The 15,674-nt window shown below is 48.0% G+C and carries 14 protein-coding genes; 5 read left to right on the forward strand and 9 right to left on the reverse strand.

Annotated elements, in window-relative coordinates:
• Positions 1-15: 15 nt before the first annotated feature.
• The gene (locus AM1_RS15110) at positions 16-639 is read right to left on the reverse strand and encodes a CAP domain-containing protein (RefSeq protein WP_012163729.1); all 624 of its coding nucleotides are present in this window, start codon (positions 637-639) and stop codon (positions 16-18) included.
• Positions 640-1,262: 623 nt separating this feature from the next.
• On the opposite strand from AM1_RS15110, the gene gatC reads away from it, so the two are divergent.
• The 4 genes from gatC (at position 1,263) to AM1_RS15130 (ending at position 5,234) form a co-directional block, all read left to right on the forward strand.
• Positions 1,263-1,553: an Asp-tRNA(Asn)/Glu-tRNA(Gln) amidotransferase subunit GatC gene (gene gatC, locus AM1_RS15115; RefSeq protein ID WP_012163730.1), complete on the forward strand. Its 291-nt coding sequence runs from the start codon at positions 1,263-1,265 to the stop codon at positions 1,551-1,553.
• A 193-nt stretch (positions 1,554-1,746) separates the two neighbouring features.
• The gene (locus AM1_RS15120; RefSeq protein WP_010472570.1) at positions 1,747-2,931 is read left to right on the forward strand and encodes an NAD(P)H-quinone oxidoreductase subunit H; all 1,185 of its coding nucleotides are present in this window, start codon (positions 1,747-1,749) and stop codon (positions 2,929-2,931) included.
• Between the two features lie 57 nt (positions 2,932-2,988).
• Positions 2,989-3,657 carry a class I SAM-dependent methyltransferase gene (locus tag AM1_RS15125; protein ID WP_012163731.1) on the forward strand — a complete coding sequence of 223 codons (669 nt, stop codon included), beginning with the start codon at positions 2,989-2,991 and terminating at the stop codon, positions 3,655-3,657.
• 749 nt (positions 3,658-4,406) lie between these two features.
• On the forward strand, positions 4,407-5,234 hold the full coding sequence (locus AM1_RS15130; protein WP_012163733.1) for a sulfotransferase domain-containing protein: 828 nt from the start codon (positions 4,407-4,409) through the stop codon (positions 5,232-5,234).
• Between the two features lie 158 nt (positions 5,235-5,392).
• Here AM1_RS15130 and AM1_RS39840 read toward each other — a convergent pair whose 3' ends face one another.
• The 8 genes from AM1_RS39840 to AM1_RS15170 form a co-directional block, all read right to left on the reverse strand.
• A complete protein-coding gene (locus tag AM1_RS39840) occupies positions 5,393-7,012 on the reverse strand; it encodes a protein kinase domain-containing protein (RefSeq protein ID WP_012163734.1) in 1,620 nt (539 codons plus the stop codon).
• Positions 7,013-7,016: 4 nt separating this feature from the next.
• Complete coding sequence (locus AM1_RS15140) at positions 7,017-7,937, reverse strand: cobalamin-binding protein (protein ID WP_012163735.1); 921 nt, start codon at positions 7,935-7,937, stop codon at positions 7,017-7,019.
• Between the two features lie 10 nt (positions 7,938-7,947).
• Entirely contained in the window at positions 7,948-8,166 is a 219-nt protein-coding gene (locus tag AM1_RS15145) for a hypothetical protein (RefSeq protein WP_012163736.1), read from the reverse strand.
• Positions 8,167-8,245: 79 nt separating this feature from the next.
• Positions 8,246-8,602: a hypothetical protein gene (locus AM1_RS41040; RefSeq protein WP_012163737.1), complete on the reverse strand. Its 357-nt coding sequence runs from the start codon at positions 8,600-8,602 to the stop codon at positions 8,246-8,248.
• Positions 8,603-8,923: 321 nt separating this feature from the next.
• Complete coding sequence (locus AM1_RS15155) at positions 8,924-10,366, reverse strand: MFS transporter (protein WP_012163738.1); 1,443 nt, start codon at positions 10,364-10,366, stop codon at positions 8,924-8,926.
• 122 nt (positions 10,367-10,488) lie between these two features.
• Entirely contained in the window at positions 10,489-10,743 is a 255-nt protein-coding gene (xseB, locus tag AM1_RS15160; RefSeq protein ID WP_012163739.1) for an exodeoxyribonuclease VII small subunit, read from the reverse strand.
• Positions 10,733-11,989 (reverse strand): exodeoxyribonuclease VII large subunit, encoded by a 1,257-nt coding sequence (gene xseA / locus AM1_RS15165; RefSeq protein ID WP_012163740.1) that lies wholly within the window; start codon positions 11,987-11,989, stop codon positions 10,733-10,735. The genes xseB and xseA overlap by 11 nt, the downstream gene beginning before the upstream one ends.
• An 84-nt stretch (positions 11,990-12,073) precedes the next feature.
• Positions 12,074-14,008, reverse strand: coding sequence for a transglycosylase domain-containing protein (locus tag AM1_RS15170; protein WP_012163741.1), 1,935 nt, complete (start codon positions 14,006-14,008; stop codon positions 12,074-12,076).
• Positions 14,009-14,380: 372 nt separating this feature from the next.
• Between AM1_RS15170 and tyrS the strand changes: the two genes are divergently transcribed.
• Positions 14,381-15,595 (forward strand): tyrosine--tRNA ligase, encoded by a 1,215-nt coding sequence (gene tyrS, locus AM1_RS15175; RefSeq protein ID WP_012163743.1) that lies wholly within the window; start codon positions 14,381-14,383, stop codon positions 15,593-15,595.
• Positions 15,596-15,674 lie beyond the last annotated feature (79 nt).

Below are 15,674 nucleotides of genomic sequence, written 5' to 3' on the forward strand. Positions count from 1 at the left end.
AGTGACCGCTCGGCTCTATTTGGGCTCCATATAGATTTGCGTGACATAGTAAGTTTGACCCTTACGCCAAATTCCTACGCCCGTCTCCTGCATTTCCGGTAGCAAAATATTTTTACGATGGCCGGGACTTCTCATCCAGCTTTCGACAGATAAACCGACAGGATCTGAAGATCGAATACATTTCATCAGATTTTCACCAATGAGATATGCCCGCAATCCTAACGCCTCGACTCGACGGCGATGGTTGCGACCCTGGGGATCAATATGGCTGTAAAAGTTATATTGAGCCATTTGCTGGCTATGGGAACGGGCCACTAAGGACAATCTGGGATTGAGTTGTAAGGCCGGTAAACCCTGACGTTGACGTTTTTGATTGATCCGCTGTAAAACCTCAGTCTCCATCTGAGCGATGGTGCTAGATTGAGCAGGTAGAGTTGAGGCACTAGTGCCTAAAGATGGAGTATGTAGGGTTTGGGATAAGCTGGGTGCTGCGACTAAGCTGAGGCCCAGAGCTAATGGTAGAGCCCAAGCCCACCTCCTATGGATAGCCGAACGGGGAGCCTGAAGCTCCTGACGGATGTGCATGAATTGATTCCCCCCGGAATAGACAAAAACAGGCAACGATCGGGCTAGTTTCATGAGTATGACAAGTCCATGTTTGCGATCGCGTCTTTGTAAGCCAGACTTTTGGTCCAACTTGCGTATAACTTTGACACTAATAAGTGAAGAACTCGGTAATTCTGACTAGAAAAACCGATAGATGACCATAGGGAATAACCGACTGATTTTAGAAGTGATCAGTCTACAATTGCGATACTCAGAAATTAGTTGATAAGAGCCTGTCTTACCCTTAGGGTAGACATTTTGGTTTTCTATTCGAACATATAAAAATAATTTAATTTGCAGGACTAAAATAAATCAACTGACAACGGCTGAGGGGTATCCATCTCAACCTTAGTTATCAGGATAAAAATTTAAAATTGTATAAGAGATAACACTATTGGTTTGATGCTTTTCAAGTTTTTGAAATAACAAATTAGTTCCCTATTTATTGCTAAAAATAACCATAATGTGTGAGGTGTGGCTCTCTGAAGGCTTAAGACCGTAAGTGATCTCGTAAATACTGCAGATCTAGGCTGTATATCGACGAAGTGATTGATGTAGTCTATATTTGCGTCGCGCTAAGATTAAGTGAGTTAACTGCCAATCGCTGTGGGACACTCTATAGAAGTCACAGCTAGCATTACATAGGAGATGCCTTCATGCTGGAGCGTGCAGAAGTCGATAAAGTTGCCCATCTGGCCCGCCTATCCCTCACGGATGCTGAATCAGAACAGTTCACTACTCAGTTGGGGGATATACTCGACTATTTTGAGCAATTGAGCGAGCTAGATGTGGCGGAGGTAGAGCCAACCACCCGAGCCATTGACGTTAGCAATGTCACCCGTGTTGATCATCTGACTCCCTATGATGATCGAGAGTCTATTCTGGCCTGTGCTCCAGACCAAGAAGATGAGTATTTCAAAGTGCCCAAAATCATGGGTGAAAGTTGATTGGCCAGCGGGTTGACTTCCGAATCGTTGCCCTTTCTCACAAAAATATTTGAATTCCTGGATTAGAGATCTGTACCATAGGTAAGGACATACTTCTCCTAGACTGCCTCTAGTGAGTGATGTCGGTTACAAATCAGCAGGCTCCACCATTTTTGGGTTGTAGTCGTTTTCTCAGAAGGAACCGTTACGCAATATGCCAACCATTGAAACCCGCACCGAACCCATGGTCATTAACATGGGCCCTCAGCACCCTTCCATGCACGGGGTTCTGAGACTTATGGTGACCCTAGATGGTGAGAATGTCGTCGATTGCGAACCGGTGATTGGCTATTTGCACCGCGGCATGGAAAAAATTGCCGAGAGTCGCTCCAACATCATGTTCGTTCCCTATGTCAGCCGCTGGGATTATGCGGCAGGCATGTTTAACGAAGCCATCACGGTCAATGCGCCCGAACGCTTAGCCGATATCAAGGTGCCCAAACGTGCCAGCTACATCCGCGTGATTATGCTGGAATTGAATCGGATTGCCAATCACCTGCTTTGGCTGGGTCCCTTCCTCGCAGACGTGGGAGCCCAAACCCCCTTCTTTTACATTTTCCGGGAACGGGAAATGATTTACGACTTGTTTGAAGCCGTAAGTGGCATGCGCTTCATCAATAACAACTACTTCCGTATGGGCGGCGTTGCGGCTGACCTCACCTATGGTTGGGTCTCCAAATGCCTAGACTTTTGTGATTACTTTCTGCCCAAAGTTGATGAGTATGAGCGTCTGATTACGAACAACCCCATTTTTATCCGACGTCTCGATGGTGTGGGTACCATTAGCCGCGAAGATGCGATTAATTGGGGTTTGTCTGGCCCGATGCTGCGAGGATCAGGTGTTAAGTGGGATCTTCGTCGGGTTGATCATTACGAATGCTATGACGACTTTGATTGGGAAGTCCAGTGGGAAACCAAAGGAGATTGTCTAGCCCGCTATTATCTGCGGATTCGCGAAATGCGAGAATCCGTCAAAATTATTAAGCAAGCCCTAGAGCATCTACCCGGCGGCCCCTACGAAAACTTGGAAGCCAAGCGGATGATGGAAGGCCGCAAATCAGAGTGGAACTCTTTTGAATATCAGTTCTTGGGTAAGAAGCTTGCCCCCACCTTCAAAATTCCAGAGGGTGAACTCTATGCCAGAGTCGAAACGGGTAAAGGTGAACTTGGCATTTATCTGATTGGTGATGAGAATGTCTTCCCTTGGCGATGGAAGATTCGCGCCCCTGATTTCAACAATTTGCAGGTCTTGCCCCAGTTGCTCAAAGGCATGAAGGTTGCTGATATTGTGGCGATTCTGGGTAGTATTGACGTGATTATGGGATCCGTCGATCGCTAAGGACGGCTGCTTAACTTTCCATCGCAAGAGGCTTCTGGCTGAGTGGAGGGTGATCCGATGTCTAATGCATCTAAACTGATTCAAGAGATGCAGACGTATTATCACCATCGTGCTGCTGAGTATGATGTCTCTATGGGCTATGACCAGCCTGAAGTGGTGGCTCAATTAGCCGATGTCATTGAGCGCCTCAGGCAGTTGGTGGCGGGCAAACGAGTGCTAGAGATAGCCTGTGGCCCTGGTTTCTGGACGGAACAGATTTATGATTGTACCCACTCTGTTTTAGCCACGGATTACAACCCAAGTACTTTGGATCAGGCGGCCCTTAAGCAACTTCCCCCTGACAAAGTTCAGTATCAGCAGGCTGATGCTTATCAACTCGCCAATCTCCCTTGTGATTTTGAGGCTGTCCTCGCGGTAGATTGGTTGGCTCATGTGCCGATGTCAAGAATGCGAGATTTTTTGTGTGGCTTGCATCAGCATGTGCATGGCCAAGTGGTGTTTTGCGATCAGCTTCCGGGTACTCAATCTTGGACAGGCCAGTACGATGCTGAAGGCAATCATTTACAATCACGGTATTTGAAGGATGATGCCACCTATACCGTCATCAAGCATTTCTTCTCGGATGCAGACATCTCAGCTATATTTTCTGAATTCCAGGTGAATGTTGCGATAGATCGTTATCCTGATGCTCGGAGAATGGTGTTGTCGTATGCGTTAACCCACTAGGCCATTCAACGCGTACTGAGCAAGATAGTATTGCAGCTAGGATAAGCAATCACAGGGATAGAGCATCTCATCAGGAAGACCTGAGGTAGTGGCACAGGTATGGCCTGTGACTGTCTAGATCCCTTGCGATCGCATCACTGGGCTGATCTTTTAGAACGGAATATCCATGTGCGATCGCAAGTGGTTCCAGTATTTATATACCCAGGGCTATGGTTCTGGCGGGTGATGGGAATGTCATGCACTCATGATATTGATTTCGAGTCCTATACGGACATAATAAGACGCTAAATTTATTTCTACTGCAATAGAAAAACGAGACTTGAATTTATCCCATTAGAGGAAGCCTATTAAAGTAGATGGGTTGAGCCAATTTAATCAATTATCCAAATAAGTTTGAATATAAAAAGCGATTTTTATCAAGTTGATTAAATGATTTTATTTGTATTAATTGATACAAATAAACAGTGATTATAACTACAAATTATTTCAGCCCCTTGTCTTACTATATTAAAAATATAATTTCCATCTATCTGTTGATTCTATTTTGCTCCAGATATTGGTCTGTATGGATTATTTATAATCACATCTTAAATCAGGTTTAACCCATGTGTAAATTAGGCTTGAGCTAATTCCTTTGTTCTTTCTCTATTCAGGATAGCAATGGTTTTGTGTCCAGAATTTCAATGAGCATTGAAAAGAATAATCTTGCTTAAACAGCCAGTAAATACAATTTTCTCGTTGTAAGTGCTATGAAAATAACACGTATACTGAATAAAATTGATCGACGTTTTCATCCTTCTCATATCTATGCGCTTCAGCCAGATCATGATTTGCTGAGAGAGAATAGAACCTATAGAGAAGCGAAAGATATTGTTCTTTTGTCTTATCCCAGATCTGGCAATACATGGCTGAGACGATTGCTAGCTAACTCGATTTTGGAAGCTCAACAATACCCATCTTCCATTCAATCTGATATTCCTTTTGAAACAGTGGTCCCGTCGATTTATACGCAAAGTATCAAACCACCCTGTTTGCACCGTTATGATGAGGTCTGCCACCGCATTGTTAAAAGCCATGAGCATAGAGATGCACGAAAACATAAAACGGTCTATTTATTTCGGAACCCTGTGGATACGTTGGTCTCTTGGCATCACTTCGTTTCCAATTCTCCGAGCCTCTTACAGCAATTTCCTTGGGTGGTAGATCTTTCTATTGATGAGTTTTGCCTGAATGCCGTAGACGGCTGGGCCAAGCATATTCAACAGACGCGTCATTATAAAGACATCTTGTTGGTGGAATACGAACACTTATTTCAGTACCCCCATCAGATGCTGGCCAATATTTTGGATTTTTGTCGTATTCCCCGGAGCAATATTGATCTAGATCAGATTATTGACAACCAATCGATTCGCAAACTCAAGTCTGTGACCCATTCTCAAGAGCTGAGAAAAGGCGGAGTTGGACATGGCGAAGTTGAATTGCGACCCAGTACCGTCACTGAGCTACGGCAGTATCAGCAAATGCTCAATGTTGCCTGGAAACCTCAAGTGGAACGTAGTCTGATGACTGCAATGTAGATTCAGCATTAGGCTGAACTCATTTGTCATAGATGGCGAGGTGAGCCCAAGCTCGTGACCAGCTTGTTCTTGTTCCGGTTTTGAAAAGAACAGGATTTGCCTGGGCAACGCGACGATTCTGGGTGAATGGATCGGGCTGTGTCCCAAACTGCTAGCTTTTATGGAGGATCTTCGTTAGGTGCAGAACTAGGAGAGGTAGGGGTTGGTAGTGGCACAGGAATTACAACGGGAGATTGTATCGGCGATGGTTCGGGGCTAGGGCTGAGAGTGGGTTCTTCGGGTTGTGTGGGTTCGGGGCTGGGACTTGGCTCTAATATTGGTTCAGGGGGTTCCGTGGGAGTTGGGGTTGGGGTCGGAGTGGGTGTAGGGCGCTCTAAGTCAGTGATTTTACGCTTAGCAGCGAAGTAAATGGGATCTGCTCGCCTATCCCAATAAGGATTTTGGGGCAACTTAAACGCCAAGTCTCGGGCAACGTACCATCGTTGGGCATCAAAGGCCGTTTTGGCGCGATTGAATAGGTCTTGTTGTTGTTGCCATGCCGTTTGCCAGTTCTGGATTTGGGTTTGGGCTGCTTCGGCGCTGTCGCTGTTGCTGGGAATCTGGTTTGCGATCGCAATGGCTGCATCTAAATCTCCAGACTGTCGGGCTTCTTGTTGGGCCTGCTCTAAGAGCGTCGCACCATTATCGACATTGGCAACTTGGGGTTGAAGAAACGGGAATAGCTCATCCGTCACCCCCCAGTAGGTGAGGCCGACCATGCCTAGACCCATGACTAAGGCCATAGCGCCAAAGCCGAACACCCAGGGGGCACAGCCAGACGATTTCGCGACAGGTGGGGATGGGCGCTGTGGTGGACGGGCAGGCGTCGGTGAGGCAACCACTTGGGTGGGCTCTAGGGCCGATGTTGCTGACTCTAGGGGAGGCTTGAAGGGCTTAGGCGTGAGCTGTGCGGCTGTTTGATCAGTAGTCTGATGGAGGGCTTGTAACGCATCAGCAGCGGTTTGATAGCGCAACTTAAAATAGGGTCGCACCATTTGAGTGAGGACCTGGGCTAATGCATCACTCACCACCGCCTGATCTCGCCAAATTAGCTCACCATCGACATCTTCTTGAAATCGAGAGGGAGGCCTACCGGTCAGGGCTTGAATACCGATAATCCCTAGAGAATACAGGTCGCTGTTGGCACGGGGTTTTCCTTGACTTTGCTCACTGGCCATATATCCGGGAGTGCCCACAACCACGGTGATATTGGTTTGTGGATTGGTGACTAAGCCTTGGTTACGGACCTGTTTGACAGACCCAAAATCGACCAAGACCAGCTTCTGATCGGCTCGACGACGGATAATATTTTCGGGTTTGATATCGCGATGAATCACCCCTTGGCTGTGGATAAAGTCCAAGACTTCTAGAACTTCGGACAGCAGGGATTTGACCTGTGATTCGGGCCATTTTTCCCCTAGGATCAGCTCATCCGTGAGCGGGGCTCCCTCAATCAATTCTTGGACTAGGAAAAAGTCTTGATCTTGCTCAAAAAAGGCGAGTAGTCGGGGAACTTGATGGTGATGGCCCAACTGTTCTAAGGTTTCAGCTTCACTGCGAAATAGGCGGCGAGCCACTTCTAAAAACTCTGGGTCGCTGCTGGCAGGCTGTAGCAATTTAACGACACAAGAGGGATTGCCGGGGCGTCTTGTATCCTCAGCAATATAGGTTTGCCCAAATCCCCCTACCCCCAGAGACTGTACGATGCGATAGCGCCCATCTAACGTTTGCCCAATCATGTTTTTAGTGAAACTTTAGCCATCCATGCCCAGCATAACGGGGAGGAAAGATATGGGGATGAAATATCTCCGCTAAAAGTTCCATGGAATCCACGAGTCGAGGGCCGGGGCGATTGAAATATTGATTGCCATCTGTAAGATATACTTGCTGGTTTTGTACGGCTTGTAGCTGCTGCCATTGGGGCTGTTGGGCCAGCTCTTGAGTCGCCTGGGCTGTTTGCTCTAGATTAAAGCCACAGGGCATACAAACGATCATGTCTGGATTGGCCGCAAGCAGTTGTTCCCAGGTTAACCAGCTCGAATGTTGACCAATTGTTCCTAGACAGGGATCGCCTCCAGCCAGATTCACCAGTTCAGGGACCCAGTTTCCTGCAATCATCAGTGGGTCGGTCCATTCAATACAGGCAACGGTGGGGCGATGTTCAATGTTTTGGCGCTGCTGACAGGCTTTGATGCGTGCCTGGAGCTGCTGAAGGATCGATTGGCTATCGCATCCAAGGGCAATGGCAACTCGTTCCATATCCTGCCAAACATGGGCTAACAGACTGGGCTGGAGAGAAATCACTTGGGTGGTTTGGTCTGTAATCTGTGTGAGTGCCTGCTCGACTTCTGCTAAACTCACCGCACAGACTTCACATTGGGCTTGGGTGACAATATGGGTTGGCTTAAGCTGTTGGAGCTGCTCCAAATCTAAACGATAAATGCCGAGTGCCGACTGTAACAGCTCCATGACTTGATTATGGATGTCTCGGCTGGGCTGTTCGGCATTGAGATTGGCGGCCGTGCAAACCGGTAGAGTTCGCACCTGTTCTGGATAGTCACATTCATGGGAGCGGCCCACTAAATGGCTACCGCATCCCAAAGCCGCTACGATTTCTGTCCCACTCGGGATTAGAGAAACAATCCGCAGGTCTGACCGTGACATTCAGGTGTGCTTACTCAATCGTGATCGACTGAGGTCCTCCACTATTAGACTGAGGAGGGTTATCGGTAGGGTCAGAATCATCGTGAGGTCTCCTCTTTTGATCCAACCAACTTTTGACGGGATCGTCATTGAGGTCTAGACGGAAAAGACCTGAAGCGAACCCTCCCATAAAGGCAACGGGTTTACTCACAAATTCTTGAAACAGGGGCGTTAATTCGTCCAAAAACATCTCTGTGTCTCATTCAGATTACTACTGTAATGGTAACGCGACTCCCTGGATCAATTGCTGCTAATTTGTCGTCCTTGAGTTAAGCGGCCTGCTGCTGTTGGGCGCGATAAACCTGGGAGTAGGTATTAATTAAAGGCATTCCGTAGGCAGACACCACATGAAAAGCCTGATTGTGGGTATGGAGTTGGGACTGCACATAGGGACTTTGAGCAATCAGGGCACAGGCTCGTTCAGGAGGCTCACCTTGAATTAACGCTTCTGCCAATACGCCCCGATCTAGAGTTTCTCCCATGTCTGGATATAAAGAGACGATGGAATAATACTCGTCATAGGTTGACCCTAGACAAAGATACCCGAGATCATGATGGGCTGCATGGGCGAGTTCAACGTAGCGATTCCGTATGGTTGAGCAGGATGGTGTCTGGGTATCGAGCACGGAAGCCTCCTCGAAAGTGCAGGTTGTCATTGGGGCTGATGGATTTGAAGCAAAATTAGGGAAGGATAGTTATCCCCAGTGAAGAATAACTATCCCTGAGTGCAAGTGAGACTATCTCTGAGTGCAAGTGAGGTTTAATCACTTAAGATAGCCATGGGTCTAATGTCGCAGTTCCTACCTAGGCTTGGCATCGTAAAACTACTGAATTCTGCGGGTCAAAAATTGCGCTCAAAACGGCGTCTAGCTTCAGGAATCAGAGGCCTTCCGTAATCTCCGTATATATACGGTTGTTTGGATCAAATTTTGTCTTAAGAGTAAGAACTACTCTTCATCTAGTACATCCATTTGAGGGGGGGCGTGATGGGTAGTGTTCTCTAGCCCCAAACGTCGCTCTCGTAGTTTCAACAAGATTTCGGCATGGACTTCCCGAGAAATGGGATAGAAATAAGCGAGCAGTAGACCAACCAAGAGAATTAAGGTGGGGAGTGGTCCAATGGCAATTCGAATCGCCAGTAAGGCTGAATCCGGCTGGATCGGTGGGGCTTCACCGGGGGTGGATGAGATAAACCCTGTACTTTCTAAGGCCAGACCGACTAAAAAGAGGCCCAGAGCCAGTCCCATCTTTTGGAGGAACACCATAAAGGCATAGAAAATACCTTCTCGACGTTTACCAGTTTTCAGCTCATCTAACTCAATCACATCCGGCAGCATGGACCATGGAATCAAATAGGCGGTGGCGACCCCAACACCAGCCATCATACTCAGGACATATAGGCCGACAATTTGACCGGGCTGGAGAAAGAATAGGCCACTTTGGGCAATAATCCAGAGGGACATTCCCATGAAATACACCATGCGTTTGCCGATTCTTTCGCTAATACTGCTCCAGACAAACAACATAATGATGGCGACGACCTGGACCAGAAGAGCAACCTGAAAATAAGCATCCTGCTTCATCCAGCTGGTGACGTAATAGGGAATGATGGCAGCCGTCAGCTGAAAGGCTAGCCAGGAGCAGAGATAAATGCCAATGACGAATAAAAATGGACGGTTGGACAAAGCAATTTTTACCTGTTCCAGAATGGGAATCTGTTCTGCTGCTTCTGAGGTATAGCGTTCTTCAGTGCCCCAAACGCACCAATAAAGAGGTAAGACGGATAGAACTGCGCATCCGAGGCCAATGGCTAAATATTGCTGACTGGGATTTTCAAACCAGTTAGAGCTAAGACCACCAATCGCTAAAGCTAGAATACTCCCACTAATGGAGAAGGCAAATCGAAAACTATTCAGACTGGTCCGCTCGTTATAGTCTTGGGTTAATTCCGGTGTTAAGGCCGTATAGGGTAAATTCACGGCTGTGAAAGCGATGTTAAACAATACTGCAATCAGTGTGTAGTAAGCAAATAAGGCCCATTGATTGATCTCGGTATTGGCGGAAAAGTGAGGAACAACCCACTGGAGGGAAAAAAATAACCCGAAGGGAATGGATCCCCACAGCATCCAAGAATGACGGCGACCCCAGCGAGATTTAGTCCGATCGCTTAAGACACCAATGATAGGATCGTTGATAGCATCGCTAATTTTGCCGATCAAGAGAACGGCACCGGCTAGACCTGGCCTGAGACCAGCTACGTTGGTGAGAAAAATGAGTAGCGAAAATACCAAGAGGGTCGCCGTAATCCCTGGTCCCATATCTCCAGCACCATAGGCTAACTTGGTCTTGAAACTTAATTTTCCAGAATCGGGAGATATGGGGTCATTCATGGCGTTACAAGATCATCTATGACCTCCAATTGTGCCCTACTCCTTGTCAATTGCCATAACTTCTCATCAAAATCTCATGCGAACGGCTTTGGAGAGGGGCCTGCTATGAGCTGCTGGATGGCTTAAAATTCGGTCTCATCTCCCAGTTCTTCGATCAGAAGTTCCATTTGGCCTTGTCGATCTGCTAAGAAGGCTTCACATTGGCGCAGATAAGTAATCGCGGCTGCAAAGCGTTCAAAAACATCAGCTAAATCTAACTGCCCTGTCTCAATTTCCGTAATGATGGTTTCGACTTCGCGGATAGTCTCTTCATACCGCCAGTCTTGGGGAAGTTCAACTCCGCTGGGAGCCGTCGATGTATCGCTGTTACCTTTCATCATCCGCTTCCTGGGGTGAAGACTGCAATGCCGTGACGCGAGCAGTAAAGTGGCCTTCTGCTAACTCTACCTTGAGTTCTTGATCGACTTGTAACTGTTGTGTACTTCGAACAATTTGCTGGTCGGTGGTTTGGACGAGAGCATATCCCCGTTTAAGCACTTGGGTGGGGTCTAGAGAAGTGAGCTGTTGCTGTAAAAGCTGTTGATGTTGCTGAGCCTGCCCTAATCGATGTTTAATGGCGTGGAGAAGGTGGTTTTGCAGTCGCGATCGCAATACCTGTTCCCGTTCAAACTGACGATCTATCTGCAGCCGCCGTAGGCGCGTTTTTTGATACAGCAAATGCTCATGGGCAACATCGAGCTGGCGCGTGAGAATAATGTAGAGTCGGGCAATACAATTGCGATAGTCTGTTTGCCAGTCTGTTAGACGGGGAATGCACTCAGCGGCGGCTGTCGGGGTATGGGCACATACATCGGCCACCAGATCAGCTAGGGTCTCATCTCGTTGATGACCAATGCCAGAAATGACTGGAATGGGGCATTCTGCAATGGCCCGCACCACCCGCTCATCATTGAAACAAGCTAAGTCTTCGGTTGCGCCTCCGCCTCGGGCCACAATCAAGACCTCGGCTCTGCCGTCTTTAATCACCCGTTCAATGGCCAGCACGATCGCTTCTGGCGCTTGTTTACCCTGCACTTTGGTGGGAGAGAACAGCACCTTTAACCCAGGATGCTGAGCCTTCAGAGTGCGTTTAATATCGCCCCAAGCCGCAGCTTGATGAGATGTGACCACCCCAACCGTTTGGGGGTAGGTCGGGAGGGCTTGCTTTTGGAGAGGGTCGAATAGACCTTCACGGGTTAAGCGTTCTCGGAGCTGCTGGTAGCGCAGGGAGCGTAATCCTTCCCCGGCGGGAAATAATTGCCAGGCCATCAGCTGATACTGGCCCCGTTGAGGGTACACGCGAATACGGCCTAACGCCAGAATCTGCTCACCTACCTCTGGTTCGATGACGAGCTGGTCACAGTAGCTATTCCAAATCACACAGTGAATAGAGGCAGCTTCTTGCTGATCTTGGAGGGTAAAGAAGAAGCCACTGCGATGCCGGGCTGCACTGGAGACCTCGCCTTCGACCCAAACTTGAACTAAATATGAATCATCTTCTAGCAGTGTCTGAATATAGTCCGTTAACCCTTTAACGGACAAAACTTCCGGTGGAACTAATAAATTGGGTTGATAAGATGTCATCGCAGGTTTCGCGTTCCGTCGATAGAACTATAAAGCAGGCTATCTAGCCTTCTAGCCTGTTAGACCCATGACATCTGGCCTAAACTAACCGCCAGGCTTGGGAAACTTACTAGGTGACTTAAAGTATTCCACCCGTTGATCTGCCAGAGCTTTGCTCATAAAATCTCGCCAGACTGGTGCCGCATAGCTCCCCCCTGAAGCCCCTCTTCCCATGGGGGAATAGTTATCATTTCCGGCCCACACTGCCGTAGCTAATTGCGGCACATAGCCCACAAACCAAACATCCCGCTCAGAAGATGTGGTTCCCGTTTTACCTGCAGCCGGTCGGCCAATTTGAGCCGAGGTGCCTGTCCCGCCATTGATGACTGCCTGCAGGGATTGGGTTAAAGCTGCAGCTGCCCAGGGATCTAGCACTAACTTGGGCTGGGGAGTATTGTCTAGGATTAAGCGCCCGCTACTATCGGTGACTTGGGCAATGGCTGTGGTTTCAGATTGCCAGCCGTTATTAGCAAACGTTGCATAAGCTGAAGCCATTTCGAGAGGCGTTAAGTCTACAGAACCTAACGGTAGTGAAATCACGGGAGGAATGGGGCTTTTAATGCCAAGAACCCGACAAATATCAATCACTTTTTCAACCCCGACTTTCTGGCCTAGGACAACAGCCGGAATATTACGAGAGGTGGCCAAGGCTTGTCGCAAAGACATGGACCCCCCATAGGTTTTGTCATAGTTCAAGGGCGTATAGCCTCGTGCGGTCCCGTCATTAAAGGTGACCTTGGTGTCATTGATGACGCTGCTAGGCGTATATTTACCGGACGCATAGGCAGCATAGAAGACAAAGGGCTTAAATGCAGATCCCGGTTGGCGAATGGATTGAGTCGCCCGATTAAATTCACTTTTTTGACTATCGACGCCTCCAACAATTGCCTTGATAAAGTGGGTGCGCGGATCAACCGCCACCAACGCCATCTGATCCGCTGCATAGGAGATGCGCTGTTGTCCCCATTTCACCGAATCTTCGGCAATTTCCTGCATCTTGATGTCAATGGTGGTTTGAATTCGCATGCCCCCTTTACTGAGGGCATCGCGGCCAAACCGACGGGTCAGTTCCTTAATCACGGTATTGGTGATGTAGGGCGAGCGACTGAGTTGGAAGGAGGTGACCTTACCAAACTTTAAAGGAGTGTCTAAAGCAGCCTGCTCTTCTTCTTCGGTAATCCAGGTCAGCTTTTTCATCCGATTGAGAACCACCGCTTGCCTCCGTTTGGCAATCTCCAGGGTTTCATCGGTGACGGAGTCAAAATCAAAGGGGCTAAAGCTTTCAGGGGCTTGAATAATACCCGCCATCATGGCTGATTCTGCGAGGTTCAGATCCGATGATGATTTATTGAAATAGCTGCGGGCGGCGGTCTCAACGCCATAGGTGTTATGTCCCCAATACACTTGATTGAGGTACATTTCTAAAATTTCATCTTTCTTGAATAGCTTCTCCAGCCGCATGGCTAGGACCGCCTCTGCAACCTTCCGACCCAGTTCTCGCCTAGGGGTCAAAAACAGGTTTTTGACCAGCTGCATGGTTAAGGTAGAGGCACCCTGAACGGTTTCTCCAGCCTGTATATTCGTGACCGTGGCCCGGAGGATACCGTAGGGATTAATCCCATTATGTTTATAGAAGTTGCTGTCTTCAATGGCTAACACGGCCAACTTCAAATGGGGTGAAATATTGTCTAAAGGAACGACTTCACGGTTTTCTTCATCGTGAAGGCTGGCCAGAATTTTGCCGTTTATATCGTAAATATGGGTGGTCTCGTTGGGAATATAACCCTTTAAGGACCGAACGTCCGGTAAATTGCGAAAGCTAATGGCGACCCCCATTAAGCTACCGGCTGCAGCGGCGCTAGCCAGCATCGTCGTGATCAGAATTGTAGAACCCGCTGCTTTGCCAATCCCCCCAATAAAACTGGTGCCTTTGGACAAGCGATTGGGGTTTTTGGGGCTGGCAGTTTGTGATACAGACACAGGAGATTCACATCCTCTTTTGGAAAGTTTGAAACAATGATCACTCAGGGATCATACTAACAATTTTGGCCCAGACAACCAGGAGGTCGATAGAGATAGCAGATGCAACAGCAATAAAGCGGTGGTAGCAGAATGAACGCTTAAACTTAGGTTTGAGCATAGCTTACCATCCCTATTCAATGGCCTACTATAATTTCCTTTAGCGCAGAAAAATTAATGCTATTTTGCACTGTGCAGACCATGATGGTTTCTTGGCTATTTCTTAAGATGAGTTGCGCTGCAATGGCATACTAGAATTTGCTTTTCAGTCGCTGGAGCGATTGGCGGCGATATGGGCGATTGCCCTTTGTTCATCCTTACTATTTCTCACCTATGGCAGATGCAGTGTCTTCGTTGCTCCAGAGGGGCGTTAGCGATATTTTCCCCAATAATGCTGACTCACAGCAAGAGGATGACAATTTAGCCCATCGCTTGGAAAACGCGGATCAACCGTTGCGCATCAAGCTGGGCATTGACCCCACGGGAACGGATCTTCATTTAGGCCATAGTCTTCCTATTCGTAAACTACGGGCTTTTCAGGATTTAGGTCATAAAGCCGTTTTGATTATTGGCGATTTTACGGCGCGGGTAGGTGATCCAACGGGCAAGTCTGAGGTTCGCCGTCAGCTGACAGAAGCAGAGGTGCAGCATAATATTCAGACCTACCTAGATCAGATTAAGCCGATTTTAGATTTTGAGACCCCCGATCGGTTAGAGGTTCGCTATAACTCTGAATGGTTGTCCAAAATCGATTTGGCAAAGACCTTAGAACTTCTGACCACAATGACTGTGGGTCAGATGCTGGCAAAAGAAGGATTTGCAGAGCGCTACCAGCAGGGAACACCAGTCTATTTGCATGAATTTTTATATCCTCTACTGCAGGGTTATGACTCAGTGGCAGTCGAAGCGGATGTGGAGTTAGGAGGCACGGATCAGAAGTTTAATATTGCCATTGGTCGAGACTTGCAGCGACATTTTGGCCTGCGCCCCCAGTTTGGCCTGCTAACCCCAATTCTGTTAGGGACGGATGGCGTACAAAAAATGTCCAAGTCTTTGAATAACTATGTGGGCTTGGCTGAAGATGCAGTCAGCATGTACTCCAAGTTGGAGAAGACGCCGGATGCTCTGCTGCCAGAGTACTTTGAGCACCTAACCAATTTGTCCCTCAAAGATTTGCCGGAGAATCCTCGCGAACAGCAGAAGCTGTTGGCCCATACTGTGGTGAGCCAGTATCACAGTGTTGCGATCGCAAATGAAACCCAACAGTCCCTAGCGGCAATGGTGACCCAGGGAGATATGAGTCAAACCGATGTCATTCCTGAATATTCATTGGCAGAGGTGACCTTTCCAGCCAAGCTGTTCTATCTTCTGAGTGCCAGTGGTTTGTGTTCCAGCAGTAGTGATGCCCGTCGCCAAATTAAGGGTGGAGCTGTGAAATTAGATGGCACTAAAATCACCGTGGTCGATCAAACCTACGACCAGCCAGACGATCTGATCGGGGCTGTTTTACAAGTGGGTAAAAAGAAGTTTATTCGGTTTATCGCCTAAAACGGCATAGCTTTGGTCGTAGTTCGAGGGGGTATGGATGGGCTGAAGCGCTCGGGGGAGAGAATCATCAGGCTCAATG

It is taken from the genome of Acaryochloris marina MBIC11017 (assembly GCF_000018105.1).
Lineage (GTDB): Bacteria > Cyanobacteriota > Cyanobacteriia > Thermosynechococcales > Thermosynechococcaceae > Acaryochloris > Acaryochloris marina.

What these genes read in the sequence shown, in the direction of transcription:
- gatC (WP_012163730.1), top strand. Translation starts at nt 1,263, where the DNA reads ATGCTGGAGCGTGCAGAAGTCGATAAAGTTGCCCATCTGGCCCGCCTA.
- AM1_RS15155 (WP_012163738.1), bottom strand. Translation starts at nt 10,366, where the DNA reads ATGAATGACCCCATATCTCCCGATTCTGGAAAATTAAGTTTCAAGACC.
- AM1_RS15110 (WP_012163729.1), bottom strand. Translation starts at nt 639, where the DNA reads ATGAAACTAGCCCGATCGTTGCCTGTTTTTGTCTATTCCGGGGGGAAT.
- AM1_RS15125 (WP_012163731.1), top strand. Translation starts at nt 2,989, where the DNA reads ATGTCTAATGCATCTAAACTGATTCAAGAGATGCAGACGTATTATCAC.
- AM1_RS15130 (WP_012163733.1), top strand. Translation starts at nt 4,407, where the DNA reads ATGAAAATAACACGTATACTGAATAAAATTGATCGACGTTTTCATCCT.
- AM1_RS15145 (WP_012163736.1), bottom strand. Translation starts at nt 8,166, where the DNA reads ATGTTTTTGGACGAATTAACGCCCCTGTTTCAAGAATTTGTGAGTAAA.
- AM1_RS15140 (WP_012163735.1), bottom strand. Translation starts at nt 7,937, where the DNA reads ATGTCACGGTCAGACCTGCGGATTGTTTCTCTAATCCCGAGTGGGACA.
- tyrS (WP_012163743.1), top strand. Translation starts at nt 14,381, where the DNA reads ATGGCAGATGCAGTGTCTTCGTTGCTCCAGAGGGGCGTTAGCGATATT.
- AM1_RS15120 (WP_010472570.1), top strand. Translation starts at nt 1,747, where the DNA reads ATGCCAACCATTGAAACCCGCACCGAACCCATGGTCATTAACATGGGC.
- xseA (WP_012163740.1), bottom strand. Translation starts at nt 11,989, where the DNA reads ATGACATCTTATCAACCCAATTTATTAGTTCCACCGGAAGTTTTGTCC.
- AM1_RS39840 (WP_012163734.1), bottom strand. Translation starts at nt 7,012, where the DNA reads ATGATTGGGCAAACGTTAGATGGGCGCTATCGCATCGTACAGTCTCTG.
- xseB (WP_012163739.1), bottom strand. Translation starts at nt 10,743, where the DNA reads ATGAAAGGTAACAGCGATACATCGACGGCTCCCAGCGGAGTTGAACTT.